Here is a 25,520-nt window from a genome sequence, read left to right on the forward strand (position 1 = left end):
TGGGAGTTAGGGTTTTGGAAATTAAGAAATATTTTTCTTACTCTCTATTTTTTTTGCTTTTTTCTAGTCTTTTTTTATCCAAACTTCAAGCTTATAAATTCAACATGAGTATTGTTGGAAAGGTGAGCAGCTATACCAAGTTTGGCTTTAACAACCAAAGATACCAGCCTTCCAAAGACATTTATCCTACAGGTAGCTACACTTCTTTACTCGGCGAATTGAATTTGAGCATGGGTTTATACAAGGGTTTGAGGGCAGAAGTGGGGGCGATGATGGCAGCACTCCCCTATGACTCTACCGCTTATCAAGGCAACAATATCCCTAATGGCCAGCCTGGCTCTAGGACCGATCCTTTTGGGGCGGGTATCTTTTGGCAATATATTGGTTGGTATGCAGGGCATAGCGGTTTAAATGTGCAAAAACCTCGTTTAGCCATGGTGCATAACGCTTTTTTGAGCTACAACTACAAAAAAGACAAATTCAGTTTTGGCGTGAAAGGGGGGCGCTATGATGCTGAAGAGTATGATTGGTTCACTTCTTACACTCAAGGGGTTGAAGGCTTTGTCAAATACAAAGACACCAGGTTAAGGGTGATGTATTCAGACGCTAGGGCTTCAGCGTCAAGCGATTGGTTTTGGTATTTTGGGCGCTACTATACAAGCGGTAAGGCTCTAATGGTAGCTGATTTGAAATATGAAAAAGACAACCTAAAAATCAACCCTTATTTTTATGCGATCTTTCAAAGAATGTATGCGCCAGGCATTAATATCACTTATGACACCAACCCTAATTTCAACAATAAGGGCTTTCGTTTTGTAGGCACTTTCGTGGGTTTTTTCCCCATTTTTGCCACTCCAGCTAATCAAAATGATATTATCCTATTCCAACAAGTGCCGCTAGGAAAGAGCGGGCAAACTTATTTCTTCCGCACTCGTTTTTATTATAATAAGTGGCAATTTGGGGGTAGTGTCTATAAAAATATCGGTAACGCTAATGGTGATATAGGTATTTATGGGGATCCTTTGGGGTATAACATTTGGACGAATAGTATTTATGACGCAGAAATTAACAATATTGTTGGCGCTGATGTTATTAACGGGTTTTTATATGTAGGCTCACAATATAGAGGGTTTAGTTGGAAAATTTTAGGCCGTTGGACGGATAGCCCAAGGGCTGATGAAAGGAGTCTCGCGCTCTTTTTGAGTTATTTTTCTAATAAGTATAATACTAGAATGGATTTGAAACTAGAATATTATGGCAATATCACCAAAAAAGGCTATTGCATTGGGTATTGTGGCATGTATGTTCCAGTCGATCCTAACGGGCCTGGGACACAGCCTTTAACGCACAATGTGTATTCTGACAGGAGCCATATAATGTTTAACATTACTTATGGTTTTAGGATGTACTAGCATTTTATCCTTAATGGATATTTTTGATTAGCCTTTTTAAAATATTGAAAGGCTCTGCTCCAATCAAATATTAATACTCAAAAAGTTTTATTTAACTTTATTATTAAATATTTAATATACTAGAACAAAACACCACACTCCGCGCAGTTTTTCAACAAGCTAAACGAGTTTAAAGACGATGTTTTTACCACACCCAAAGCTAAAGAATACATTGACATAGCGAGCGGTTTTCACAAGCTTTTTAAAAACGACGCTAAGATCGCCGAAAGCCTAAAGCCAGCCATTACGAAAAACTTAAGCCAAGGTTTAGCGACCACTTTAAGCGGAGCGTTAAAATACCAATGGACTAAATTCACGCTAGGGACTTTATACCGCAACGCGCCCGATCGCATTTTAGGCGTGAAGTTACCCAAAGCCTTAAACGAAGCCACCGCAGGAGCGGCTTTAAAGTATCACATTAAAAGAGCGCTAGAGAGAAGCCACAGCATAAGCGAATTTAGTAAAAATTTAAACTTGAGCGCCAAAAACGCTAAATTTTCCAACAACACGCTTAAAATCATTGAAGAGCTTACTAACGGAATCAAGCAAGCCAGTGAAGAAATCAAAGAGAAAGCGTTTGATTTTTCTAATGAAAAACTCACTAACGAACAAATCAAAGAGATACTAAATAACGCAGAAATCCCTACAAGCGGGAGAGATGCGATCACTTTTGGAGTGAATAACCTAAACCCTGAAATGGTTGAATTTTTACACAAAAACAACAAAAAAATGATTATAGAAAAAGCCTCTAACAAAGAATTAGAACTTTTAAAAGACGCTAACTTTAAGCAAAACATAAGAGCGAGTTTAGATCATGATGCTATCGCTCACATACTCAAAAGGCATGGCGTTAATTCTGTTAATGTTAGAAATGGTGAAAGCCCTATCACTTACGAAGATATAGCTAATTATAGAGATATTGTTAATAACGCTGATGAAATTATTAGAGCCATAGGAAAAGGAAATAAAGAAAATATAACAGCGTTTAAACAAATCAACGGCTATGCGGTAGTGGTAGAGCAAGCGGTCAATAAGAAAAATGAATTAGTTTTAAAAACGATGTTCAAAAGTAACGGAGATTATAAGAATAATGATGTTTATAAAGAATTTTCAAGCACCTCACTCGACGCTAACGCGAAGGTGCCCCATGGGTTGAGTTCCCATAGTCATAGTGGTGCTACAGAAAATATTATATAAAAACCACTAAATAGTCAAGAGGTAAAAAATGAATTAATCTTAAAAATGATGCATCAATCAAAGCTTTAATACAAGACACCAAACCCTCTAAGGGGCAACCATAGGTTGAGTTCCTATAGCGATGTCTGTAAGAATGCTACCATAAAAACCCCAACAAAGCCAAATAACGGCTTAAATCTTTTCAAGGAGAACGCAAGGAGAATGAATGAAAAACAAAAAACGATGTTAAAGCAGAGATTGACAAGGCGGACATTATCCACTCTTTCATTCCGCAGGATAGCTGAAAATGCTAAAAAGCAATGAGTGGGCTACCATTGAAACTATAAAACAAAAGCTTTAATAAATCAAGGAAAAATCAAGGAAGTCAAGAAATGAAAACGAGCGAAAGCTATAACCAAATCCTAGAAAAAGCGAGAACGATAATGGATAAGGCCGAATGATTAAAGAGTGAGTGGGTTATTACAAGGTTTGAAAAAAAGTAGGAAATCTTAGAGAGCAAGCTAAGTTTATAGACCCTAGCTTAATTACAAAAGATGGAGAGCGTTTAGCTTCTTCTTTAAACTCTAATAACCCCAATCCTACCACAAAAGAATAAGCAAGGCAATAAACTACCCAAACCTACCCAGTCAGTATGAGAAAGATAAGCCTAAAAACCCCTTTAAAAATTCTGGCCTTGTTCTGATCAAATGCCAATAATTGAGTTTTTAAAAAATGATTTTTAAAACTCTATAAAAATGAAGTAAGCCTTTTTATGGTTTAGTTTAAAGCCCAATTGGTTTTAGTGAGATTTTCTCTGATTGAAAAAAGCTTGTCTTTGACTTCGTTACTGCTCAATTTCCTCACTTTATCAGAACTGTATTTCAAATCCTGGCTAAGAAGAGATAATCTGTTAGACAAATCGGCAATATCCACCCTTAGCCCCTCATCTCTGGCTAATTTGAGAGCAGGGATTAGATCCGTATCTTTTGAAAATATCAAAATCCTATCAGCTATTTTTTTAAAGGCTATCCTTTGAATGTCAAGACCCATGAGCATATCCACCTGCTTTTGCTCTAATAACGCCCTATAACTCCCATCAAACTCCACTCTTATTGCGTTTAACTTAGTCCTCCCTAACCTCAATTCCACTTGATCCAATGAAGCCAGATCGTGTTGGAAATTTTCCACATCGCTATAAATCTTCTCCCACTTAGTCGCTTCACTGCTTTGTAAGATTTCTTCAATGTCGCTGCTGGTGAAGATTTTCATTTCTGTTCCCGGATTTTTTTCATTTTGGAGAGTGTCGTTCCTTTTATCCCATAACGCATGTTCAAAATCAAAGGGTGGGGTGGTATAAAAGTAAATACGGCTGATCCATTCATCATCCAGTAAAAAAGCTCTGATAGTAACGATCACGTCTAAAGCGATATTATAATTAACGCATTTTGTTTGTTTAATATCGCGCCTGAAATTCTCCCAATCCACTAGTATGATTGTGTTTGCTTTCATTTATTGCTCCCTTATTTATACGCTAAATTTTTTAAAATTCTTAATGCAATCTTGTATTTTGCACCAACAAGAAACATGGATATAATAATAGCGTTTTTTAAACCTTGCAATTAAATAATAGGAATGATTGATGCGTATTTTAGGAATAGACCCAGGCAGCAGGAAATGCGGGTATGCTATCATTTCTCACACTTCTAACAAGCTTTCTTTAATCACGGCCGGGTTCATCAATATCACCACGACACGCTTGCAAGAACAAATCTTAGATTTGATAGAAGCTTTAGATTGTTTATTGGATCGTTACGAAGTTAATGAAGTGGCGATTGAAGATATTTTCTTTGGGTATAACCCAAAAAGCGTGATCAAGCTCGCGCAATTCAGGGGGGCGTTGTCCTTAAAGATTTTAGAAAGGATTGGTAATTTCAGCGAATACACGCCCTTGCAAGTCAAAAAAGCCCTAACTGGTAACGGGAAAGCCGCTAAAGAGCAAGTAGCCTTTATGGTCAAACGCTTGCTTAATATCACAAGCGAAATCAAGCCTTTGGATATTAGCGATGCGATAGCCGTTGCTATCACGCATGCGCAACGCTTAAAGCCCCACTAACTACCATTTGTAAGCCACTTCAAAACGCGCGTTAAAACCAGGCTCGGCGATCGCTCTTTTAATAGCGTCAGTGCCTGGCATATCCGGGCTCATAACATAGGGGCTTGTTTGATCCACATAAAATTTGTTGAAAACGTTATTAAACACGGCTGAAAGCAACAAACCCTTCCAGCGGCTTTTGGTTTTAGGACTCCAATTGATATAAAAATTACTCACGCCATAGCCTGGTTTATGCATATGCACTAACCCTAATTGGGATCCGCATTTGGCTAAATCGGTAGGGGTTTTGGGTTTCTCAGCCGTCCCATAATCAGGCAAGTAAATATCAAACCCGCAATAATCCAAACCGGTAACAAAGCGGCTAAGCCATGCAAGATTGATCCCTGTTTTGGGAATGGTGTAATCCAATTTGATGATAAAAACATTACCGGTGCTTGCGGCAAGCTCATAGCTATCCGCCATTAAATACCCCCTAGTGGTGGGCCAAGTGCGCGAGATCCCTACATTCAAACTCACGCCTTTATATCTAAAAGTCCCACCCACTTCATAGCCATAAATCCTAATCGCTTGATTTAAATTGGTTACAATCAAATTTTGCGCGTATTGGGAGATGAAATTATCCAAAGCCTGATAAAACGCCGCAGCCCTCCCGCTAAAATACTGGCTTGAATAATCAATATTAAATTCAGCGTTAGAGCCCACTTCAGGCTTGATATTTTTAGCGTATCGTAAATCGTTTTGGCGCATATACACGCCATCTCCTGGCATAACCCCCCTTGTAACTTGAGAATAAGTGATTTTTAAAGATAAAGGCTCAATGGGGCTTAGCACAAGAGCCGCGCTAGGGCTAAAGCCTTGAGTGTAGCGGTGGTTCCAGTCTTTATCATAAAGCGTGTAAGCATCCCACCTTACCCCGGCTCCAAAAGTGATGATTTTATGAGGCGAGTAATTCGCTTGCACATAGCCTCCATAAATATTCCCATTGGCTTTCCCTCTTTGGCATAGCGTAGGGTCATTGGGGTTATTATCCACAAGAGAGCAAGCGATTTGTTTTTGCCCTTTATCGTCAGTATAGACTTGATTAGGCCTGTATAATTCTGATTTGGGGATGCGAGCGTCAAAAACGCTTAAATTTTGGTAGTTGAATCCGTATTCAAAAAGGCTGTCTGTGGCTTCATCAATCACATGCGCGACTTTAAGGTTTAAGCCGGTGTTGTTTAAAAACAAATCCCTAGGCTGTGAGCTTGGTTTATCCACATCAGAAAAGCTTGGGGTGCAATACCCGCCTTCCACGCATGGGTAATTTTCTTTTTCCCATGCGCTCGCTAAAGAAGTGGGGAATTTAGCATAAACGCCATTAGGATCAAATAGGGGATCAAACTGAGCGTTTCTAATGCTTGTATAAAGGGTAAAATCTAATCGTGGGTCGCCAAAAGAATTTCCCGCTTCCCTTTTGTATTGTAAGGAAAGATTGTTAGCGCTATTAATAGAGTGATACATATATCTAGTGAAACTATCTAGCACATTAGGACACCCTTGAGCGCCATCAGGACTAAAAGGGGCTTCACAAGGATAGGCTAACCCTATAGCGTTACTCCTTAAAGGGCGTGTGGCGTTATCTCGTGTCATGTTCCAACTGAAAGTGAGCGTGTCTCTGTCGCTCAAATAGCCATTCATTTTAATCAAAGCGTTGTTTTGCTCGCTAGGAGTTCCTGGCTCTTTATCGGCTTGTGTGGGATGAAAAAGGTTTTTCATCGCTGTGGCACCGCTTCTATAATAGAAAATATTTTGGTGCGTGTAGTAAGCGATAATATCAAAATGCGCGCTTTGATAGGCCGATCTGAAAGTCTCTCGATCGCCAAAATTGGTATAAAAACTCACCGCCCCGCTCGCTGCATAACTGCGCCCTTTTGGGATAAAATCAGCCGCGCCTTTAGTCTCCATTTTAATCACTCCCGCAATCGCTCCTGGCCCCGCGCTCGCATTCGCCGCGCCTTTAGTAACTTCCACGCTTTTGAGCATGCCAGGGTCAATCACGGTGTTGCCTTGGTGGTGGTAGATATTGCCATTTTGCGCAGCCCCATCCACCGTAACCCTTAAAAGCCTGTCTTCAATGCCTCTCACATAGATTTTCTGCCCCATCACGCTCCCTCCGCCCACATTCACATCAGGGTTAGTCCTAAACAGGTCTTTGACTTCATTGCTTTGGCGTTGATCCAATTCTTTAGAAGTTACTTTAAACTCATTGTTGTAAGTGAAAATCCTTTTAGCTTGGGTGGTAACCTTATTTAAAGTGCGCTCCTCGCTATAGCAAGTCTCAGTGAGTAGGGGTAAACATAAAGCGTATCTAAGCTTTGGGTATGATCTTAAAAACATCCAACAACTCTCCTTAAATTTAAAAATTCAAAAAATAAAAATCAAAAAAAAAAAAAACAAAATCCGCTAAAACATTGAGATAGAATAGTATGATAATTATTATTAAAACTAGATTAAAAATAAAATTTTGTTTTTAATCTTTCTTATTTTCATTAATTGTTACGAATAGAAATACTTAAGGGGGTTTTTATTCTTAAAAAAAAAGATTTTTTAAGGAAATTGAATCTTGTTAGTCTTTGTATAACAAATTATGTAATAATCACCACAAGTAATTGGCTTAGTGTCATATTACGAAGATTTAAGATCAAATATAAGGAAAAAAGATGGTTAATAAGGATATGAAACAAACCACTGCTTTTGGCGCTCCCGTTTGGGATGACAACAATGTGATTACGGCCGGCCCTAGAGGTCCTGTTTTATTGCAAAGCACTTGGTTTTTGGAAAAGTTAGCGGCGTTTGACAGAGAAAGAATCCCTGAAAGGGTGGTGCATGCTAAAGGAAGTGGGGCTTATGGCACTTTCACCGTGACTAAAGACATCACTAAATACACTAAAGCGAAAATTTTCTCTAAAGTGGGCAAAAAAACCGAATGCTTTTTCAGATTTTCCACTGTGGCTGGTGAAAGAGGCAGTGCGGATGCGGTGAGAGACCCAAGAGGTTTTGCGATGAAGTATTACACTGAAGAAGGTAACTGGGATTTAGTAGGGAACAACACGCCTGTTTTCTTTATCCGTGATGCGATCAAATTCCCTGATTTCATCCACACTCAAAAACGAGATCCTCAAACCAATTTGCCTAACCATGACATGGTATGGGATTTTTGGAGTAATGTTCCTGAAAGCTTATACCAAGTAACATGGGTTATGAGCGATAGAGGGATCCCTAAATCTTTCCGCCATATGGATGGTTTTGGCAGCCACACTTTTAGTCTTATCAACGCTAAAGGCGAACGCTTTTGGGTGAAATTCCACTTTGAAACCATGCAAGGCGTTAAGCACTTGACTAACGAAGAAGCCGCAGAAATCAGAAAATACGATCCAGATTCCAATCAAAGGGATTTATTCAATGCGATCGCTAGAGGGGATTTCCCAAAATGGAAATTAAGCATTCAAGTGATGCCAGAAGAGGATGCTAAGAAGTATCGATTCCATCCGTTTGATGTAACTAAAATTTGGTATCTCCAAGATTATCCGTTGATGGAAGTGGGCATTGTAGAGTTGAATAAAAATCCTGAAAACTACTTCGCAGAAGTGGAGCAAGCGGCGTTCAGTCCGGCTAATGTCGTTCCTGGAATTGGCTATAGCCCTGATAGGATGTTACAAGGGCGCTTGTTCTCTTATGGAGACACACACCGCTACCGCTTAGGGGTTAATTACCCTCAAATACCGGTTAATAAACCAAGATGCCCGTTCCACTCTTCTAGCAGAGATGGTTACATGCAAAACGGGTATTACGGCTCTTTACAAAACTATACGCCTAGCTCGTTGCCTGGCTATAAAGAAGATAAGAGCGCGAGAGATCCTAAGTTCAACTTAGCTCATATTGAGAAAGAGTTTGAAGTGTGGAATTGGGATTACAGAGCTGAGGATAGCGATTACTACACCCAACCAGGTGATTACTACCGCTCATTGCCAGCTGATGAAAAAGAAAGGTTGCATGACACTATTGGAGAGTCTTTAGCTCATGTTACCCATAAGGAAATTGTGGATAAACAATTGGAGCATTTCAAGAAAGCTGACCCCAAATACGCTGAGGGAGTTAAAAAAGCTCTTGAAAAACACCAAAAAATGATGAAAGACATGCATGGAAAAGACATGCACCACACAAAAAAGAAAAAGTAACCCTTTTCTTTAAGCGTTCTTATTTTTTAGGGACGCTTTGTCTTTCAAAATTTAGGTTTTTGGATACTCATCAGTCCTTTGGTGGTGTGTCCTATTTTTTCATTCATTCAACGAATTTAAAAATTACAATAAAGAGTTATAGTTATGAAACGAAGGGATTTTATTAAAACGACTGCTTTAGGCGCTACAGGTGCTGTTTTAGGAGCACAGATTTTGCAGGCAGAAGAAAGCAAAGGGAGTGCTGCAAAATATAAAATAGAAGCTCAATACAGCATTGATTTTGATTCTGCAGAACACACTTCACTTTTCATTCCCATGCCGAGCGTTGTAGCGAGCAATGTGCATTTACAAGGCAATCATGCTAGCTATAAAAACATGCTCAATTTTGGAGTGCCTTATTTGCAAGTGGATTTTTTAAAAAGTGCTCAAAAAAAGCAAGTCCATTTGTCTTATGAGATCGCTAGCTATCAATTGAATGAGCGTTTGTTTGAAACGAGCGATTTTGTAGCAATGGGGCGTTATGAAAGAGACGATGCGAGCGTGGCTAACATTGCCAACCAGCTCAAGGGAACAACCCCTAAAGAAAGCGTTCGCAATTTTTATGCGTTCATCAAGCATGAGATGCCTAAAAGACAGAAGGCTTTAGAGGGTAAAGAAAATTTACCCAAGCGTGAGAGTTTGCCTTGGTTTGCAACCATTTCAAAAGAGAGCATGTTTGTGTCCTTATGCCATGCGTGTGGGATTAAAAGCGCTGAAGTGCAAGGCTTGAAACTGGGTCAAAACAGCGTGGTGAAAAACGCTTCTAGGGTAGAAGTGTATTTGAAAGATTCATTTCTAGCGTTTGATTTTCAAAATAATCACAAGGAAGTCTTTATCCCATTGAATCGCCATAAAGACATGCAGTTAGATTCTGCCTTATTGGCGACTTTTGGCGATGCTTTTGCCCTTGTGGATGGTAGGGATTTAGGCAATTACGAGAGCAAACTTTTTGAAAAAAGAGTGTCCTATACGATTGTCTAAAGGTATGAAATCTAGGAATATTCCTTGATAGCGGGCTTTCCTTTTTAGGGAGAGTTTGCAAAAAGGGTTTAAAGGGTTGTCTTTATGCGAGAATTTTTTAAGAAACTTGGCACAGAATACGCTTCTAAGCTGTTTTTGGTTTATTGGCTTAGATGGATGTTGAGCGCGTTGGTGATGCTACCTTTTATGGAGATTTTTTATTATTTCAATTTTCCGTTGTGGCTCAATCTTTTCTTGGGGCAAACCATTGGAGCGGTGATTTTTTTCAAGTTGGATAAGTTGATTTTTTCTAAAAAATGATTTTTACAAGCCTAAAAAGCCACTAAGTTTTTTCTTAAGCTTTTGTATTTTCCTAAGCTTTTTTGAGAAATTCAGATTTTAAAGACAAGCTCTGCCCTTCCACTTTACAATCCACATTGTGATCGCTATTGACAAGCTTGATATTTTTGATTTTGGTGCCTTTTTTAAGCACCAAAGATGAGCCTTTAACCTTTAAATCCTTAATGAGAATGACCGAGTCCCCATTTTGTAAAAGATTATTGTAGCAATCTTTAACGATCAATTCTTCATCATTAGCTTCATTTTCATTCCACTCATACAAACAACTAGAGCAAACCAGTTGTGCGCCATCATGGTAGGTGTAAGCGTCGTTGCATTTAGGGCATGGGGGTAAATCTTGCATGATAATCGTCCTTATTGTGGTATTAGGTTGATGATATTACCTAAATCAAGGTTATAAAACGCTTTATTTTGATAAGTATCAACCCCCTAAGATCGCATGACGAAAAATTACCGCCTGCTTAGTGCAAGCTATTTAATTTTTTAAAAAATTCTTTTAGCTTTTTTTAATGTTATCAATTTAAGTTTTTCTCGTTGGTATTCAAAAATCTCTTTTTAAAAATAGGTTACTAAATGTTACTAATAAGTTAAAATTCATTAAAATAATCATAATGATTAAAGATTTTAACCGCTATTATAGAAAAATAACGAGAGGGTTTGTAAAAACTCTCATTAAAAACAAGGAGCAAAAAAGATGAAAAAAGCGGGCTTTCTTTTTTTAGCGGTGGTAGCTATCGCTGTTATGAGTTTAAACGCTAAAGATCCAAATGTGTTGCGTAAGATTGTTTTTGAGAAATGTTTGCCCAATTATGAAAAAAATCAGAATCCTTCGCCATGCATAGAAGTCAAACCCGATGCCGGCTATGTGGTTTTAAAAGATATTAACGGCCCGTTGCAATATTTGTTGATGCCAACAACTCACATTAGCGGTATTGAAAGCCCTTTGTTGCTTGATTCTTCTACGCCTAACTTTTTTTATTTATCCTGGCAAGCGCGTGATTTTATGAGTAAAAAATACGGCAAACCCATTCCTGATAGCGCAATCTCTTTGACGATCAACTCTAAAAAAGGGCGATCGCAAAACCATTTTCACATCCATATCTCGTGCATTAGCCTTGATGCGCGCAAACAGCTGGACAATAATCTAAAAAAAATCAACAGCCGTTGGTCGCCATTATCAGGGGGCTTGAACGGGCATAAATATCTGGCGCGTCGGGTAACAGAGAGCGAATTGGCACAAAAAAGCCCGTTTGTCATGCTTAATAAAGAAGTGCCTAATGTGCACAAACGCATGGGGGACTATGGCTTAGCGGTGGTGCAACAGAGCGATAACTCCTTTGTCTTGTTAGCGACGCAATTTAACCCATTGACTTTAAATCGCGCTTCAGCCGAAGAGATTCAAGATCATGAATGCGCGATTTTGCACTAAAGCGAGTTAAGTTTTAAATTTGAGCGATAACCTTTAAAAATCGTATAGGGGTAGTGTTACAAAACTCCCTATCCCCTTATGAATTTGACCGATCTTTTTGATTAACAAACCTTTAAAATCCGCAACCAATCATTCTAAAAAGCTATTTAGGAACAACTTTTGCTTTATTTAGCATAGATTGAATTTCTTTAAATTAAAGGATAACCATGCTTAGGTCTTTATGGTCTGGTGTCAATGGGATGCAAGCCCACCAAATCGCTTTGGATATTGAGAGTAACAATATTGCGAATGTGAATACCACTGGGTTTAAATATTCTAGGGCTTCTTTTGTGGATATGCTCTCTCAAGTCAAACTCATCGCTACCGCGCCCTATAAAAACGGATTAGCAGGGCAGAATGACTTTTCCGTAGGGCTTGGGGTAGGCGTGGATGCGACGACTAAAATCTTTTCACAAGGCAATATCCAAAACACAGATGTCAAAACCGATCTAGCGATTCAAGGCGATGGCTTTTTTATCATTAGCCCTGATAGGGGGATCACTCGCAATTTCACTAGAGATGGGGAGTTTCTTTTTGACTCGCAAGGGAGTTTGGTTACCACCGGCGGGCTTGTGGTGCAAGGGTGGGTGAGAAACGGGAGCGATACCGGCAATAAAGGGAGCGATACGGACGCTTTAAAAGTGGATAACACCGGTCCTTTAGAAAACATTAGGATTGATCCTGGAATGGTGATGCCAGCCAGAGCGAGTAACCGCATTTCTATGAGGGCGAATTTAAACGCCGGAAGGCATGCCGATCAAACAGCAGCGATATTTGCTTTGGATTCTTCAGCCAAAACCCCTTCAGATGGCATTAATCCGGTGTATGATTCAGGCACGAATTTAGCTCAAGTCGCCGAAGACATGGGATCTTTATACAATGAAGATGGCGACGCTCTTTTATTGAATGAAAACCAAGGGATTTGGGTGAGCTATAAAAGCGCGAAAATGGTCAAAGACATCCTCCCTTCTGCAGAAAACAGCACGCTTGAGTTGAATGGGGTTAAGATTTCTTTCACAAACGATTCAGCGGTGAGCCGGACTTCAAGCTTAGTAGCAGCGAAAAATGCGATCAATGCGGTCAAAAGCCAAACGGGCATTGAAGCTTATTTGGACGGCAAGCAATTGCGTTTGGAAAACACCAATGAATTAGATGGCGATGAAAAGCTTAAAAATATTGTGGTTACTCAAGCCGGGACCGGAGCGTTCGCTAACTTTTTAGACGGCGATAAAGATGTAACGGCTTTCAAATACAGCTACACACATTCTATTAGCCCTAATGCGGATATTGGGCAGTTTAGGACCACTGAAGACTTGCGCGCATTAATCCAGCATGACGCTAATATCGTTAAAGATCCTAGCTTAGCGGACAATTACCAGGACTCAGCGGCTTCTATAGGGGTTACAATCAACCAATACGGCATGTTTGAAATCAATAATAAAGACAATAAAAATGTCATTAAAGAAAATCTTAATATCTTTGTGAGCGGGTATTCTTCAGACAGCGTAACGAACAATGTTTTGTTTAAAAACGCGATGAAAGGGCTTAATACCGCTTCTTTAATTGAAGGGGGAGCGTCAGCGAGCAGTTCTAAATTCACCCACGCTACCCATGCGACAAGCATTGATGTGATAGACAGTTTAGGCACCAAACACGCCATGCGCATTGAGTTTTATAGGAGTGGGGGAGCGGAATGGAATTTTAGGGTGATCGTGCCTGAGCCTGGGGAATTAGTAGGGGGGTCAGCGGCTAGGCCTAATGTGTTTGAGGGAGGCCGTTTGCATTTTAATAACGACGGATCGCTTGCAGGCATGAACCCGCCTCTTTTGCAATTTGATCCTAAAAATGGTGCTGATGCCCCCCAACGCATCAATTTAGCCTTTGGTTCCTCAGGGAGTTTTGATGGGCTAACAAGCGTGGATAAGATTTCTGAAACTTATGCGATTGAGCAAAACGGCTATCAAGCGGGCGATTTGATGGATGTTCGTTTTGATTCAGACGGGGTGCTTTTAGGAGCGTTCAGTAATGGCAGGACTTTAGCGCTCGCTCAAGTGGCTTTAGCGAATTTCGCTAACGATGCGGGCTTACAGGCTTTGGGAGGGAATGTCTTTTCTCAAACCGGAAACTCAGGGCAAGCCTTAATCGGTGCGGCTAATACGGGGCGCAGGGGTTCAATTTCAGGATCTAAACTGGAGTCTAGTAATGTGGATTTGAGCCGGAGTTTAACGAATTTGATTGTGGTTCAAAGGGGGTTTCAAGCGAACTCTAAAGCGGTAACCACATCCGATCAAATCCTTAACACCCTATTGAATCTTAAGCAATAAACTAAAAGATTACTCTAATACAATATAATAGGGGCTAATTTAAAGATTAAGGTTTAGTATGCATGAATACTCGGTCGTTTCTTCTTTAATCGCTCTTTGCGAAGAGCATGCGAAGAAAAATCAAGCCCATAAGATTGAAAGAGTGGTGGTCGGTATTGGCGAAAGAAGCGCTATGGATAAGAGCTTGTTTGTGAGCGCGTTTGAGACTTTTAGAGAAGAATCTTTGGTGTGTAAAGACGCTATTTTAGACATTGTAGATGAAAAGGTTGAATTAGAATGCAAGGATTGTTCGCATGTTTTTAAGCCTAACGCGCTAGATTATGGGGTGTGTGAGAAATGCCACAGCAAGAATGTCATTATCACTCAAGGCAATGAAATGCGTTTGTTGTCTTTAGAAATGTTAGCGGAATAAAAACCCATGCAAGAAGAATTGAACGCTTACCAGCAAGAAATTAAAGATACTAGAGAAGTTTTAAAAAAAATCCGTTTGGAATTGAAGAAAGTCCAAGAAATCTTGCGTAAGAAAAAAAGCGCCTTAAAAGGTTTGAAGCAAGAAATCTATCAAAAAAAATCAGAAAAAGAAAATTCCCGCTCAAACAAAGAAACACAAAACACAGGAGAAGAATGGATTTTCCCTAAAGCCCTTGAAGAAGTGGAGGTTTTCACTAGTGATAATCAGGTTATCATGGCAAAACCAAGCAAGCGCGTGTTTGGTGAAGGGCTTTACTTGCAATACCGCAGCGTTTTGCGCGAAAACAGGCTTTTAAAAAACCATCTCTCTAAAAAAGATTTTGAAAATTCGTTGCTTAAAATTGAACTGAGGGATTTGCATAAAGAAATCAAGCTCTATCAAGTCCAAAACCTTTTGAAAGACAAATAATGCCCACGATTTTAGTGAGTGCTTTAGAAGCGAGCTCTAATATTCATTTAGAGGAATTACGGCACAATTTGCCCAAAGATTATCGTTTTATTGGGGTGTTTGAAGGGAAAAACGCGCTCTATAGCCCTAGGGAATTTTCTGTCATGGGTTTTAGAGACGTGATAGGCCGTTTAGGGTTTTTACTCAAAGCCCATAAAGAAATGGTCCAATTAGCCAAACAAGCGGATATGGTGCTTTTAATGGATTCTTCTTCTTTCAATATCCCCCTAGCCAAAAAAATCAAAAAACAAGATCCGCATAAAAAAATCATGTATTATATTTTACCGCAAGTTTGGGCATGGAAAAAATGGCGCGCTAAAAGTCTTGAAAAATACTGCGATTTTTTGGGAGCGATTTTGCCTTTTGAAGTGAGTTATTACCAAAAAAAAGCCCAATATGTAGGACACCCTTTATTAGATGAAATTAAATATTATAAAAAAGATATTAAAGGCGAAACTCTAGTGTTTATGCCAGGAAGCCGAAAAAGCGAAATCGCTAAAATGTTCCCTTTATTTGTCAAAGTAGCTCAAATTTTAGAACAAAACGAAGGGTTTAAAAGGCGTGTGTTAGTGGTGCCGAGTTTCTTTAAGGGGTTGGATTTGAAAGCTCTTTATGGAGAAGACATTCAATTATTTGAAATTTCTTATGATGCGCATAAAAGTTTGTTTGAAGCGGAGTTTGCGTTCATTTGCAGCGGCACAGCGACTTTAGAGGCCTCTTTGATTGGCACGCCTTTTGTGTTAGCGTATAGGGCTAAAACGATGGATTTTTTGATCGCTAGAATGTTGGTCAATTTGCATTATATAGGACTCGCTAATATTTTTTATAACGCCTTAAATGATGAAACTCCAGGGCTTGGGGAGAGTCAATTGCATCCGGAATTGATCCAGCATTTTTTGAGCGTAGAGGGTTTGTTAAAAGCGTATGAAGAAATGGACAGAGAGCGCTATTTTAAAGAAAGTTTGAGATTAAGGGAATATTTAGCCAGTGGGAGTGCGAGAAAAATCGCTAATGAAATGGCTTTTTTGCTGAATTTAACTTAATTTTTACTATAATCTCTACTGAATAAGCTTAGGAGATTAAATGAATAAAGAACCTATGAGTATGCATGGATACAATAAGATTTGTGCGGAATTGAAGCAATTAAAAGAGGTGGAACGGCCTAATATTGTGAAAGAAATTGATATTGCTAGAGGGCATGGTGATTTGAAAGAAAACGCTGAATACCATGCCGCTAAAGAAAAACAACGCTTCATTGAAGCGAGAATCGTGGATTTAAGCGAAATTGTCGCTAACGCTCAAGTGATTGATCCGAGCGTTTTAGCCCATAATAAAGTGAGTTTTGGGAGCACGATTAAAATCCTTAATTTAGACAACGATAAAGAGTTTTCTTACACGATAGTAGGGAGCGTGGAGAGCGATCCGGCTAAAGGGTTGATCTCTTTTGGTTCGCCGATCGCTAAGAGTTTGATCGGTAAGAGCAAGGGCGATGCGGTGAGCATTCAATTGCCCAATGGCGAGAGCGATTTTGAAATTTTAGACATTTACTATAAAGAGATTTGTTTTGATGAAAATTAAAATCCAAAAAATCCACCCAAACGCCCTTATCCCTGAATACCAAACCGAGGGTTCTTCAGGCTTTGATTTGCATGCGGTAGAAGAAGTAACGATCAAACCTCATAGCGTGGGGTTGGTGAAAATAGGGATTTGTTTGTCTTTAGAAGTGGGGTATGAATTGCAAGTGCGCACCCGTAGCGGTTTGGCTTTGAATCATCAGGTGATGGTGTTAAATTCTCCTGGCACGGTGGATAATGATTATAGGGGCGAAATTAAGGTCATCTTAGCGAATTTGAGCGATAAAGATTTTAAAGTTCAAGTAGGGGATAGGATCGCTCAAGGGGTGGTTCAAAAAACTTATAAAGCCGAATTTATAGAATGCGAACAATTAGATGAAACTTCAAGGGGTAGCGGGGGGTTTGGCAGCACAGGAGTGAGCAAGGCATGAATATTAAGGAAAATTTAGAGCAAGTTAAAAACGAATTCAAAAGCGATGAAAAGCTTTTAGAGGGGGCGTTTAGATTAGAAAAGTTTTTCAAACGCTACAAGTGGGTGTTGTTGTTTATCGTGGTGGCTTTTATCGCTTATTTAGGGGATACAAAATTACAAGATTATAAGCACGAGCAAACCAGAGAGCGGATCACTCAAATTTATAATGAAGTGCTAGAGAGTCCTAATAATATAGCCTTGCAAAAAAGATTGAAAGAAGTCGCCCCAGAGCTGTATGACTTGTATCAGTTCGCCAGAGCGAGTGAAAGAAACGATGCAAACGAGTTTAAAAAACTTTCGCAATCTTCTAATGAAATCGTTAAAACTTTTGCACAATATTCTTACGCATCGCTCTCTAGAGATAAAAACCTACTTGAAAAAAGCCCCATTCTTAAAGAAATGAGCGCTTTACAAGAAGTGAACTTGTTGTATGAAGAAAATTCTAAAGACGCAATCAAAAAAGCGCATCAAAGTTTATCCACTATCCCTCTAAGTTCTTCACTCTATGCTATAATCTCTGTTTCAAAACACTATGGAATGTTAGAAGATATTCAGCAAAACCTTTCCAAACCAACTAATCTAAAAAAAGAAACTATTCAAGGAACGCATTGATTTGATGAATAAACCATTTTTAATCTTACTCATAGCCCTAATTGTCTTTAGCGGCTGTAACATGAGGAAATATTTCAAACCCGCTAAACACCAGGTTAAAGGCGAAGCGTATTTCCCTAACCATTTGCAAGAAAGTATCGTCTCGTCTAATCGTTATGGAGCCATTTTGAAAAATGGAGCGGTTATAGGCGATAAAGGTTTAACGCAGCTAAGAATCGGTAAGAATTTCAATTATGAAAGCAGTTTTTTAAATGAGAGTCAAGGGTTTTTCATCCTTGCGCAAGATTGTTTGAACAAGATTGATAAAAAAACAAGCAAAAGCAAGGCGGCTAAGACTGAAGAAACGGAATTGAAATTAAAGGGCGTTGAAGCGGAAGTCCAAGATAAAATCTGTCATCAAGTGGAATTGATTAGCAATAACCCTAACGCCAGCCAACAATCTATTGTTATTCCTTTGGAGACTTTTGCCTTGAGCGCAAGCGTTAAAGGGAATCTTTTAGCGGTGGTGTTAGCGGACAATTCAGCGAATTTATACGACATCACTTCTCAAAAATTGCTTTTTAGTGAGAAAGGTTCCCCAAGCACCACGATCAATTCTTTAATGGCGATGCCTATTTTTATGGATACGGTCGTGGTGTTCCCCATGCTAGATGGGCGCTTGTTGGTCGTGGATTATGTGCATGGAAACCCTACGCCTATTAGAAACATTGTTATCAGCAGCGATAAGTTTTTTAACAATATCACCTACCTTATTGTAGATGGCAATAACATGATCGCTTCTACAGGGAAAAGGATACTCTCAGTCGTGAGCGGTCAAGAGTTCAACTATGATGGGGATATTGTGGATTTGCTCTATGATAAGGGGACTTTATATGTGCTGACTTTAGACGGGCAGATTTTGCAAATGGATAAGAGTTTGAGGGAATTAAACAGCGTGAAACTGCCCTTTGCTTCGCTCAATACCATTGTATTAAACCATAATAAATTGTATTCTTTAGAAAAGCGTGGGTATGTGATAGAGGTGGATTTGAATGATTTTGATTCGTATAATGTCTATAAAACGCCAACTATAGGCAGTTTTAAGTTTTTTTCATCCAATCGTTTGGATAAAGGGGTGTTTTATGACAAAAATCGGGTGTATTATGATCGCTACTATTTAGATTATAATGATTTTAAACCAAAACTTTATCCCGTTGTGGAAAAATCGGCATCTAAAAAATCTCAAAAAGGTGAAAAAGGGAACGCTCCTATTTATTTGCAAGAAAGGCATAAAGCTAAAGAAAAGCCTTTAGAAGAAAACAAAGTTAAGCCAAGAAATAGCGGGTTTGAAGAAGAAGAGATTAAAACCAGAAGGCCTGAGCCTATTAGGGATCAAAATAACGCCACCCAACAAGGCGAAACAAAAAATAATGGAAGTAAAAACGCTCCTGCTTCAAAAGAGAGTAACGAAAAAGGTGCAGAAAACGCTCCTGCTTCAAAAGAGAGTGCCGCTAAAAAAGAAGCGCCAAAACCAAGCTCTAAAGAAGAAAAACGCCGCTTGAAAGAAGAAAAGAAAAAAGCCAAAGCCGAACAAAGAGCGAGAGAATTTGAACAAAGAGCGAGAGAGCATCAAGAAAGAGATGAAAAAGAGCTTGAAGAAAGAAGAAAAGCTTTAGAAATGAATAAGAAGTAGGCCTATGCCAGCTAGGCAATCTTTTAAAGATTTGAAAAACCTGGTTTTATGCGATATAGGCAATACGCGCATCCATTTCGTGCAAAATTATCAGCTCTTTTCAAGCGCTAAAGAAGATTTAAAGCGTTTGGGTATTCAAAAGGAAATTTTTTACATTAGCGTGAATGAAGAAAATGAAAAAGCCCTTTTGGATTGTTACCCTAACGCTAAAAATATTGCAGGGTTTTTTCATTTAGAAACCGACTATATAGGGCTTGGGATAGACCGGCAAATGGCGTGTTTAGCGGTGGCTAATGGGGTTATAGTGGATGCGGGGAGCGCGATTACGATAGATTTAGTCAAAGAGGGCAAGCATTTAGGAGGGTGTATTTTACCCGGTTTAGCCCAATATATTCATGCGTATAAAAAAAGCGCTAAAATTTTAGAGCAACCTTTCAAAGCCTTAGATTCTTTAGAAGTTTTACCTAAAAACACTAGAGACGCTGTGAATTACGGCATGATTTTGAGCGTCATTTCTTGTATCCAGCATTTAGCCAAAAACCAAAAAATCTATCTTTGTGGGGGCGATGCGAAGTATTTGAGCGCGTTTTTACCCCATTCTGTTTGCAAGGAGAGTTTGGTTTTTGACGGGATGGAGATCGCTCTTAAAAAAGCAGGGATACTAGAATGCAAATGATGCAGAATTTGAGTTTTTTGGGCATGTTTTTAGCCGCTTTGAGCATGTCTTTAGGGCATTGTGTGGGCATGTGTGGGGGGATTGTGAGCGCGTTCAGTCAAATAAGATTTTCTAAAATTACAAGCTTTTCTTACCAGCTCACTTGCCATGCCCTTTATAATGTAGGGAGGATCAGCACCTACATGCTCTTAGGGGCTATAACGGCAGGTTTAGGGCATAGTCTTAGCGTGGGCATGGGTTTTAGGGGTGTTTTATTGATGAGCATGGGAGTTGTTTTAATCCTTTTAGCGCTCTTGGGAGCTAAAGCGGAAAAATTAAGCTTTCAAATCCCTTTCATCTCTTTTTTGATGAAAAAAACCTTGCAATCTCAAAACATTCTGGGGCTGTATTTCTTGGGCGTGCTGAACGGGTTTTTACCTTGCATGATGGTGTATTCGTTTTTAGCGAGCGTGATTCTCAGTCATAGCGCGTTTATGGGAGCGATGCTAGGCCTTTCTTTTGGGCTTGGCACCAGCGTGCCGTTGTTTTTAATGGGGATTTTTTTAAGCAAGATTTCCATTTCTTACAGGAAATTTTTCAATCTTTTGTCTAAAGGCTTAATGGGGGTTTTTGGGCTTTATGTCCTTTATATGGGGATCATGCTCATTAGCCACAAAACACCCCATGCAATGCATTACCAAAGCGATATGATGCACCATCAAAACAACGCCACACCGCACCAAGAAAGCCACCATGACCACTAACAAAGCCCTTTTTTTGGACAGAGACGGCATTATCAATATTGATAAAGGCTATGTGAGTCAAAAAGAAGATTTTGAGTTTCAAAAAGGGATTTTTGAATTGCTAAAGCATGCGAAATCTTTAGGCTACAAACTGCTTTTAATCACTAACCAATCCGGGATCAACCGAGGCTATTACACCCTTAAAGATTTTGAAAACCTCACCGAATACCTCCAAGAAAGCTTGCTTAAAGAATTAGGTTTTAATTTGGATGGTATTTATTTTTGCAGGCACGCCCCAGAAGAAAATTGCGCTTGCAGAAAGCCAAAACCCTCTTTGATTTTACAAGCTGCTAAAGAGCATCAAATTTGCTTGGATCAATCTTTTATGATAGGCGATAAGGAGAGCGACATGTTAGCCGGCTTGAACGCTAAAGTTAAAAATAACCTTTTATTGACCACAAATTTTTTAAAAACTTCTCATTCTTGGATACAATGTAAAGATCTTAAAGAGATGATAGATCTAATCAAATAAGGATAAGAATGCGTTATATTGATGATGGATTAGAAAATCAAACGATTTTAATCACCGGTGGGGCTGGCTTTGTAGGCAGTAATTTGGCCTTTTATTTTCAAGAGAACCACCCTAAAGCTAAAGTAGTGGTTTTGGATAAATTCCGCAGTAACACGCTCTCTAGTAATAACCGCCCGAGTTCTTTAGGGCATTTTAAGAATTTAATCGGTTTTAAGGGTGAAGTGATTGTAGCTGATATTAACAACCCCTTAGATTTAAGGCATTTAGAAAAATTGCATTTTGATTATTTGTTCCACCAAGCGGCTGTTTCTGATACGACCATGCTGGATCAAGAATTAGTGATGAAAACCAATTATCAGGCTTTTTTAAACCTTTTAGAAATCGCTCGCTCAAAAAAGGCTAAAGTGATTTACGCTTCTTCAGCGGGCGTTTATGGCAACACCAAAGCCCCCAATGTGGTGGGCAAAAACGAAAGCCCTGAAAACGTTTATGGCTTTTCCAAGCTTTGCATGGATGAATTTGTTCTTTCGCATTCAAGCGATAATATTCAAGTGGGCTTAAGGTATTTCAATGTCTATGGGCCTAGGGAATTTTATAAAGAAAAAACCGCTTCTATGGTTTTGCAGCTTGCTTTAGGTGCGATGGCGTTTAAGGAAGTCAAGCTTTTTGAATTTGGCGAGCAATTAAGGGATTTTGTCTATATTGAAGATGTGATCCAAGCGAACGTGAAAGCGATGAAGGCTCAAAAAAGCGGGGTTTATAATGTGGGTTATTCCCAAGCCAGAAGTTATAATGAAATCGTTAGCATTTTAAAAGAGCATTTAGGGGATTTTAAAGTGAGTTATATTAAAAACCCTTACGCTTTTTTCCAAAAGCACACCCAAGCACACATTGAGCCTACTATTTTGGATTTAGATTACACCCCTTTATACGATTTAGAAAGCGGCATTAAAGATTATTTGCCCCATATCCATGCGATTTTTAAAGGACAGCACGCATGAAAAAAATCCTAGTCGTAGGCGATCTGATCGCTGATTATTATTTGTGGGGGAAGAGCGAACGCCTTTCGCCTGAAGCCCCTGTGCCTGTTTTAGAAGTCAAAAAAGAGAGCAAGAATTTAGGCGGAGCGGCCAATGTGGCTAATAATCTTATCTCTTTAAAAGCTAAAGTCTTTTTATGTGGGGTAGTGGGCGATGATTTAGAAGGCAAGCATTTCATTAGCGCTTTAAAAACAAGAGGGATTGACGCTTCAGGTATTTTGATAGATAAAACCCGTTGCACCACGCTTAAAACGCGCATCATCGCGCAAAACCAGCAAATCGCGCGCGTGGATAAGGAAATCAAAGACCCCTTAAGTGCTGATTTAAGAAAAAGACTTTTAGATTTTTTCACAGAAAAGATCCAAGAAATAGATGGCGTTATCCTTTCAGATTACAATAAGGGCGTGTTGGATTTTGAACTCACTCAAACAATGATCGCTCTAGCCAACCAACACCACAAGCTCATTTTATGCGACCCTAAAGGAAAGGATTATAACAAATATTCTTATGCGAGTTTGATCACGCCTAATCGCGCTGAATTAGAGCAAGCGCTCCATTTGAAGTTAGATAGCCATGCGAATTTATCAAAAGCGCTCCAAATCTTAAAAGAAACTTATCAAATCGCCATGCCTTTAGTCACTTTGAGCGAACAGGGCATCGCTTTTTTAGAAAAAGGCGAGTTAGTCAATTGCCCCACTATCGCTAAAGAAGTTTATGATGTCACGGGAGCTGGCGATACGGTGATAGCGTCTTTAACGCTTTCTTTATTAGAATCAAAGAGCCTGAAAGATGCTTGCGAGTTTGCCAATGCGGCTGCGGCGGTGGTGGTGGGTAAAATGGGGAGCGCGTCAGCGAGTTTAGAAGAAATCGCTTTGATCTTGAACCAAACGCACCCTAAAATCCTCCCTTTAGAAAAGCTGTTAGAAACTTTAGAACATAACCAGCAAAAAATCGTTTTCACCAATGGCTGTTTTGACCTCCTCCATAAAGGGCATGCGAGTTATTTGCAAAAGGCTAAAGCTTTGGGGGATATTCTTGTTGTGGGGTTAAATAGCGACGCTTCCGTTAAAAGGCTCAAGGGGGATAAACGCCCCATAGTGAGCGAAAAAGACAGAGCGTTTCTTTTAGCGAGTCTGTCTTGCGTGGATTATGTCGTGGTGTTTGAAGAAGACACGCCCATCAAATTAATTCAAGCCCTAAAGCCTGATATTTTAGTCAAGGGAGCGGACTATCTCAATAAAGAAGTCATAGGGAGCGAGTTTGCTAAAGAAACCCGCTTGATGGAGTTTGGAGAAGGTTATTCCACAAGCGCTATCATAGAAAAAATTAAAAGGACATGCAATGATTGATGGTTTAATTAAAAAAGAATTTTTAGCCCATAAGGAAGCGTTAGAAAAAAGTTTAGAGGGTTTGCAAGAAGCGTTAAAACAAAGCGTTCATCTTTTGACAGAAACTTTAGAAAATCAAGGGAAAATCCTTATTTGCGGTAACGGGGGGAGCGCGAGCGACGCGCAGCATTTTGCCGCTGAATTGACCGGGCGCTATAAATTAGAAAGGAAAGGCTTGAGTGCGATAAGTTTAAGCACGGATACCTCAGCTCTCACCGCCATTGCGAACGATTATGGTTATGAAGAAGTGTTTGCCAGACAAGTGGAAGCACTAGGGGTAAAAAACGATGTTTTGATAGGGATTTCTACAAGCGGTAATTCCAAAAATGTCCTAAAAGCTTATGAAAAAGCCAAAGATTTAGGGGTAAAAACGCTTAGTTTAGCGGGGCATGATGGGGGGAAAATGAAGCCTTTAAGCGATATGGCTTTGATTGTCCCTAGCGATGATACCCCACGAATCCAAGAAATGCACATTCTTATGATCCACATCTTATGCGATTGCATTGAAAGGCATTTCGCTCATAAAAATTAGCCCTAAAGGCTATGTGCTTGAATTTAAAAAAATGATCCCACAAAATGCAGTGAAATCAAAGAAAGGATCAAAAAATAACAAAAAACCCAAGTCAGAGCAAATCGTTTGAAAAACAGATTGAAGACCATTTTTTCTGCCTTTGCTTTCGTTCCAACGATCTTTTTTAGATGGCGTCCCCATTGAAAATTGAATTTTTCACAATCACATAATCCACTTTTCGAATCGCTTCAAGGTCTCTCCCGCCTGCATAGGAGATTGAAGATTGCAAATCTTGATGCATTTCAATCAGCGTGTCTTTTAACGAGCCTTTATGTTGAATCCAAATTTTCTTGCCTTCAATATTTTTCTTTTCACCTTTTTGGAACTCTGATGCCGAACCGAAATATTCCTTATATGCGATACCATTTTCTATTTTTGTCTCTCCAGATGATTCTTCATGCCCTGCAAAAAGCGAGCCAATCATCACCATTGTCGCGCCAAAGCGTATGGATTTTGCAATATCGCCATGCGTGCGAATGCCGCCATCTGCAATAATGGGCTTTCTTGCTGCTTTAGCACACCACCTAAGAGCCGCTAGTTGCCAACCACCCGTGCCAAAGCCTGTTTTGATTTTAGTGATACACACTTTCCCAGGCCCGATGCCAACTTTCGTAGCGTCAGCACCGGCGTTCTCTAATTCACGGACTGCTTCTGGCGTGCCAACATTCCCGGCAATCACAAAAGTTTCTGGCAAACGCGTTTTGATGCGTTGGATCATTTCAATGACAGAATTTGAATGGCCATGCGCAATATCGATCGTGATGTAGTCTGGTGCTAATCCTTGCTTGGCTAACTCTTCTATCAAAAGATATTCTTCCTTTTTCACCCCAACGCTGATCGAACTAATTAATTGGCGTTCTTTCATTTTTTTGACAAACGGGATTCTTGCCGATCCGTTAAAGCGGTGCATGATGTAGAAATAGCCATTTTCTGCTAGAAATTCTGCGATCGATTCGTTGATGATTGTTTGCATGTTGGCCGGGACTATGGGCATTTTAAATGCGTGTTTGCCTAGAATAACGGTCGTATCGCACTCTGAACGGCTATTCACAATGCATTTATTAGGAATGAGTTGGACATCTTCGTAATCAAATACTTTCAATGACTTGATCCTTTTTTGCTTTAAAAACATTATTTTTACCTTAAATTGAATAAAAAATCAAGAGGAAATGATATAGGCTCGATCAAATTTTGGGCGTCAAAGGCCTTATGAATAACCATAATAAGCAAGGGT

General features: G+C 39.5%; 24 protein-coding genes and 2 pseudogenes. 21 read left to right on the top strand and 5 right to left on the bottom strand.

The annotated features are described in order from the left end of the window. Nucleotides 1-14 precede the first annotated feature (14 nt). Nucleotides 15-1,412, top strand: coding sequence for an outer membrane beta-barrel protein HofD (gene hofD / locus HPB14_RS02285; protein WP_014658437.1), 1,398 nt, complete (start codon nucleotides 15-17; stop codon nucleotides 1,410-1,412). A 230-nt stretch (nucleotides 1,413-1,642) separates the two neighbouring features. On the opposite strand, the gene HPB14_RS08390 is transcribed toward hofD, so the two are convergent. After that, nucleotides 1,643-1,843, bottom strand: coding sequence for a hypothetical protein (locus HPB14_RS08390; protein WP_041199427.1), 201 nt, complete (start codon nucleotides 1,841-1,843; stop codon nucleotides 1,643-1,645). Between HPB14_RS08390 and HPB14_RS02295 the strand changes: the two are divergent. Next, a pseudogene (locus tag HPB14_RS02295) lies at nucleotides 1,812-2,645 on the top strand (PBECR3 domain-containing polyvalent protein); the annotation flags it as partial. The gene HPB14_RS08390 and the pseudogene HPB14_RS02295 overlap by 32 nt on opposite strands. A 759-nt stretch (nucleotides 2,646-3,404) precedes the next feature. Here the strand turns inward: HPB14_RS02295 and HPB14_RS02305 are convergent. Next, on the bottom strand, nucleotides 3,405-4,136 hold the full coding sequence (locus tag HPB14_RS02305) for an NYN domain-containing protein (protein ID WP_000646778.1): 732 nt from the start codon (nucleotides 4,134-4,136) through the stop codon (nucleotides 3,405-3,407). 130 nt (nucleotides 4,137-4,266) lie between these two features. Between HPB14_RS02305 and ruvC the strand changes: the two genes are divergently transcribed. Then, entirely contained in the window at nucleotides 4,267-4,740 is a 474-nt protein-coding gene (gene ruvC, locus HPB14_RS02310; protein ID WP_001221180.1) for a crossover junction endodeoxyribonuclease RuvC, read from the top strand. Here ruvC and HPB14_RS02315 read toward each other — a convergent pair whose 3' ends face one another. Further along, nucleotides 4,741-7,116: a TonB-dependent receptor gene (locus HPB14_RS02315; protein ID WP_000479897.1), complete on the bottom strand. Its 2,376-nt coding sequence runs from the start codon at nucleotides 7,114-7,116 to the stop codon at nucleotides 4,741-4,743. 323 nt (nucleotides 7,117-7,439) lie between these two features. Between HPB14_RS02315 and HPB14_RS02320 the strand changes: the two genes are divergently transcribed. From HPB14_RS02320 to HPB14_RS02330, 3 genes are all read left to right on the top strand, one after another. Continuing rightward, nucleotides 7,440-8,957, top strand: coding sequence for a catalase (locus HPB14_RS02320; RefSeq protein WP_000247305.1), 1,518 nt, complete (start codon nucleotides 7,440-7,442; stop codon nucleotides 8,955-8,957). A 144-nt stretch (nucleotides 8,958-9,101) separates the two neighbouring features. Then, nucleotides 9,102-9,977 carry a twin-arginine translocation signal domain-containing protein gene (locus HPB14_RS02325; protein WP_000828889.1) on the top strand — a complete coding sequence of 292 codons (876 nt, stop codon included), beginning with the start codon at nucleotides 9,102-9,104 and terminating at the stop codon, nucleotides 9,975-9,977. Between the two features lie 84 nt (nucleotides 9,978-10,061). After that, on the top strand, nucleotides 10,062-10,277 hold the full coding sequence (locus HPB14_RS02330; protein WP_001206520.1) for a hypothetical protein: 216 nt from the start codon (nucleotides 10,062-10,064) through the stop codon (nucleotides 10,275-10,277). Between the two features lie 52 nt (nucleotides 10,278-10,329). Here HPB14_RS02330 and HPB14_RS02335 read toward each other — a convergent pair whose 3' ends face one another. Beyond that, on the bottom strand, nucleotides 10,330-10,659 hold the full coding sequence (locus HPB14_RS02335; protein ID WP_001153354.1) for a zinc ribbon domain-containing protein YjdM: 330 nt from the start codon (nucleotides 10,657-10,659) through the stop codon (nucleotides 10,330-10,332). 268 nt (nucleotides 10,660-10,927) lie between these two features. Between HPB14_RS02335 and cdh the strand changes: the two are divergent. The 15 genes and pseudogenes from cdh (at nucleotide 10,928) to gmhA (ending at nucleotide 24,247) form a co-directional block, all read left to right on the top strand. Next, a pseudogene (cdh, locus tag HPB14_RS02340) lies at nucleotides 10,928-11,745 on the top strand (CDP-diacylglycerol diphosphatase). Between the two features lie 206 nt (nucleotides 11,746-11,951). Next, complete coding sequence (gene flgE, locus HPB14_RS02345) at nucleotides 11,952-14,108, top strand: flagellar hook protein FlgE (RefSeq protein WP_000946402.1); 2,157 nt, start codon at nucleotides 11,952-11,954, stop codon at nucleotides 14,106-14,108. Between the two features lie 58 nt (nucleotides 14,109-14,166). Continuing rightward, nucleotides 14,167-14,520 (top strand): hydrogenase/urease nickel incorporation protein HypA, encoded by a 354-nt coding sequence (gene hypA, locus HPB14_RS02350; RefSeq protein WP_000545280.1) that lies wholly within the window; start codon nucleotides 14,167-14,169, stop codon nucleotides 14,518-14,520. Nucleotides 14,521-14,526: 6 nt separating this feature from the next. Further along, the gene (mua, locus tag HPB14_RS02355; RefSeq protein WP_001154756.1) at nucleotides 14,527-14,988 is read left to right on the top strand and encodes a nickel-binding protein Mua; all 462 of its coding nucleotides are present in this window, start codon (nucleotides 14,527-14,529) and stop codon (nucleotides 14,986-14,988) included. Next, nucleotides 14,988-16,070, top strand: coding sequence for a lipid-A-disaccharide synthase (gene lpxB, locus HPB14_RS02360; RefSeq protein ID WP_001142215.1), 1,083 nt, complete (start codon nucleotides 14,988-14,990; stop codon nucleotides 16,068-16,070). The genes mua and lpxB overlap by 1 nt, the downstream gene beginning before the upstream one ends. 40 nt (nucleotides 16,071-16,110) lie before the next feature. Further along, the gene (gene greA / locus HPB14_RS02365) at nucleotides 16,111-16,605 is read left to right on the top strand and encodes a transcription elongation factor GreA (RefSeq protein WP_001031343.1); all 495 of its coding nucleotides are present in this window, start codon (nucleotides 16,111-16,113) and stop codon (nucleotides 16,603-16,605) included. After that, entirely contained in the window at nucleotides 16,595-17,032 is a 438-nt protein-coding gene (gene dut, locus HPB14_RS02370) for a dUTP diphosphatase (RefSeq protein WP_000694136.1), read from the top strand. The genes greA and dut overlap by 11 nt, the downstream gene beginning before the upstream one ends. After that, complete coding sequence (locus HPB14_RS02375) at nucleotides 17,029-17,685, top strand: hypothetical protein (protein ID WP_001021850.1); 657 nt, start codon at nucleotides 17,029-17,031, stop codon at nucleotides 17,683-17,685. The genes dut and HPB14_RS02375 overlap by 4 nt, the downstream gene beginning before the upstream one ends. A gap of 4 nt (nucleotides 17,686-17,689) precedes the next feature. Beyond that, nucleotides 17,690-19,357, top strand: a complete 1,668-nt coding sequence (gene pgbB / locus HPB14_RS02380) for a plasminogen-binding protein PgbB (protein WP_001039592.1) — start codon at nucleotides 17,690-17,692, stop codon at nucleotides 19,355-19,357. A 4-nt stretch (nucleotides 19,358-19,361) separates the two neighbouring features. Beyond that, nucleotides 19,362-20,033: a type III pantothenate kinase gene (locus HPB14_RS02385; RefSeq protein ID WP_001111559.1), complete on the top strand. Its 672-nt coding sequence runs from the start codon at nucleotides 19,362-19,364 to the stop codon at nucleotides 20,031-20,033. Then, nucleotides 20,024-20,776, top strand: a complete 753-nt coding sequence (locus HPB14_RS02390) for a sulfite exporter TauE/SafE family protein (RefSeq protein WP_001178219.1) — start codon at nucleotides 20,024-20,026, stop codon at nucleotides 20,774-20,776. Before HPB14_RS02385 ends, HPB14_RS02390 begins: the two co-directional genes overlap by 10 nt. Beyond that, the gene (gene gmhB, locus HPB14_RS02395; RefSeq protein WP_000210471.1) at nucleotides 20,766-21,287 is read left to right on the top strand and encodes a D-glycero-beta-D-manno-heptose 1,7-bisphosphate 7-phosphatase; all 522 of its coding nucleotides are present in this window, start codon (nucleotides 20,766-20,768) and stop codon (nucleotides 21,285-21,287) included. The genes HPB14_RS02390 and gmhB overlap by 11 nt, the downstream gene beginning before the upstream one ends. A gap of 8 nt (nucleotides 21,288-21,295) precedes the next feature. Then, a complete protein-coding gene (rfaD, locus tag HPB14_RS02400) occupies nucleotides 21,296-22,288 on the top strand; it encodes an ADP-glyceromanno-heptose 6-epimerase (protein ID WP_001269049.1) in 993 nt (330 codons plus the stop codon). After that, a complete protein-coding gene (gene rfaE1 / locus HPB14_RS02405) occupies nucleotides 22,285-23,676 on the top strand; it encodes a D-glycero-beta-D-manno-heptose-7-phosphate kinase (RefSeq protein WP_000723184.1) in 1,392 nt (463 codons plus the stop codon). Before rfaD ends, rfaE1 begins: the two co-directional genes overlap by 4 nt. Further along, a complete protein-coding gene (gmhA, locus tag HPB14_RS02410) occupies nucleotides 23,669-24,247 on the top strand; it encodes a D-sedoheptulose 7-phosphate isomerase (RefSeq protein ID WP_000565138.1) in 579 nt (192 codons plus the stop codon). Before rfaE1 ends, gmhA begins: the two co-directional genes overlap by 8 nt. A 163-nt stretch (nucleotides 24,248-24,410) precedes the next feature. Here gmhA and HPB14_RS02415 read toward each other — a convergent pair whose 3' ends face one another. Further along, a complete protein-coding gene (locus tag HPB14_RS02415) occupies nucleotides 24,411-25,388 on the bottom strand; it encodes a GMP reductase (protein WP_014658439.1) in 978 nt (325 codons plus the stop codon). Nucleotides 25,389-25,520 lie beyond the last annotated feature (132 nt).

This window comes from Helicobacter pylori HUP-B14, assembly GCF_000259235.1.
Lineage (GTDB): Bacteria > Campylobacterota > Campylobacteria > Campylobacterales > Helicobacteraceae > Helicobacter > Helicobacter pylori_CU.

What these genes read in the sequence shown, in the direction of transcription:
- HPB14_RS02305 (WP_000646778.1), bottom strand. Translation starts at nt 4,136, where the DNA reads ATGAAAGCAAACACAATCATACTAGTGGATTGGGAGAATTTCAGGCGC.
- ruvC (WP_001221180.1), top strand. Translation starts at nt 4,267, where the DNA reads ATGCGTATTTTAGGAATAGACCCAGGCAGCAGGAAATGCGGGTATGCT.
- HPB14_RS02315 (WP_000479897.1), bottom strand. Translation starts at nt 7,116, where the DNA reads ATGTTTTTAAGATCATACCCAAAGCTTAGATACGCTTTATGTTTACCC.
- HPB14_RS02320 (WP_000247305.1), top strand. Translation starts at nt 7,440, where the DNA reads ATGGTTAATAAGGATATGAAACAAACCACTGCTTTTGGCGCTCCCGTT.
- HPB14_RS02325 (WP_000828889.1), top strand. Translation starts at nt 9,102, where the DNA reads ATGAAACGAAGGGATTTTATTAAAACGACTGCTTTAGGCGCTACAGGT.
- HPB14_RS02330 (WP_001206520.1), top strand. Translation starts at nt 10,062, where the DNA reads ATGCGAGAATTTTTTAAGAAACTTGGCACAGAATACGCTTCTAAGCTG.
- HPB14_RS02335 (WP_001153354.1), bottom strand. Translation starts at nt 10,659, where the DNA reads ATGCAAGATTTACCCCCATGCCCTAAATGCAACGACGCTTACACCTAC.
- flgE (WP_000946402.1), top strand. Translation starts at nt 11,952, where the DNA reads ATGCTTAGGTCTTTATGGTCTGGTGTCAATGGGATGCAAGCCCACCAA.
- hypA (WP_000545280.1), top strand. Translation starts at nt 14,167, where the DNA reads ATGCATGAATACTCGGTCGTTTCTTCTTTAATCGCTCTTTGCGAAGAG.
- mua (WP_001154756.1), top strand. Translation starts at nt 14,527, where the DNA reads ATGCAAGAAGAATTGAACGCTTACCAGCAAGAAATTAAAGATACTAGA.
- lpxB (WP_001142215.1), top strand. Translation starts at nt 14,988, where the DNA reads ATGCCCACGATTTTAGTGAGTGCTTTAGAAGCGAGCTCTAATATTCAT.
- greA (WP_001031343.1), top strand. Translation starts at nt 16,111, where the DNA reads ATGAATAAAGAACCTATGAGTATGCATGGATACAATAAGATTTGTGCG.
- dut (WP_000694136.1), top strand. Translation starts at nt 16,595, where the DNA reads ATGAAAATTAAAATCCAAAAAATCCACCCAAACGCCCTTATCCCTGAA.
- HPB14_RS02375 (WP_001021850.1), top strand. Translation starts at nt 17,029, where the DNA reads ATGAATATTAAGGAAAATTTAGAGCAAGTTAAAAACGAATTCAAAAGC.
- pgbB (WP_001039592.1), top strand. Translation starts at nt 17,690, where the DNA reads ATGAATAAACCATTTTTAATCTTACTCATAGCCCTAATTGTCTTTAGC.
- HPB14_RS02385 (WP_001111559.1), top strand. Translation starts at nt 19,362, where the DNA reads ATGCCAGCTAGGCAATCTTTTAAAGATTTGAAAAACCTGGTTTTATGC.
- HPB14_RS02390 (WP_001178219.1), top strand. Translation starts at nt 20,024, where the DNA reads ATGCAAATGATGCAGAATTTGAGTTTTTTGGGCATGTTTTTAGCCGCT.
- gmhB (WP_000210471.1), top strand. Translation starts at nt 20,766, where the DNA reads ATGACCACTAACAAAGCCCTTTTTTTGGACAGAGACGGCATTATCAAT.
- rfaD (WP_001269049.1), top strand. Translation starts at nt 21,296, where the DNA reads ATGCGTTATATTGATGATGGATTAGAAAATCAAACGATTTTAATCACC.
- rfaE1 (WP_000723184.1), top strand. Translation starts at nt 22,285, where the DNA reads ATGAAAAAAATCCTAGTCGTAGGCGATCTGATCGCTGATTATTATTTG.
- gmhA (WP_000565138.1), top strand. Translation starts at nt 23,669, where the DNA reads ATGATTGATGGTTTAATTAAAAAAGAATTTTTAGCCCATAAGGAAGCG.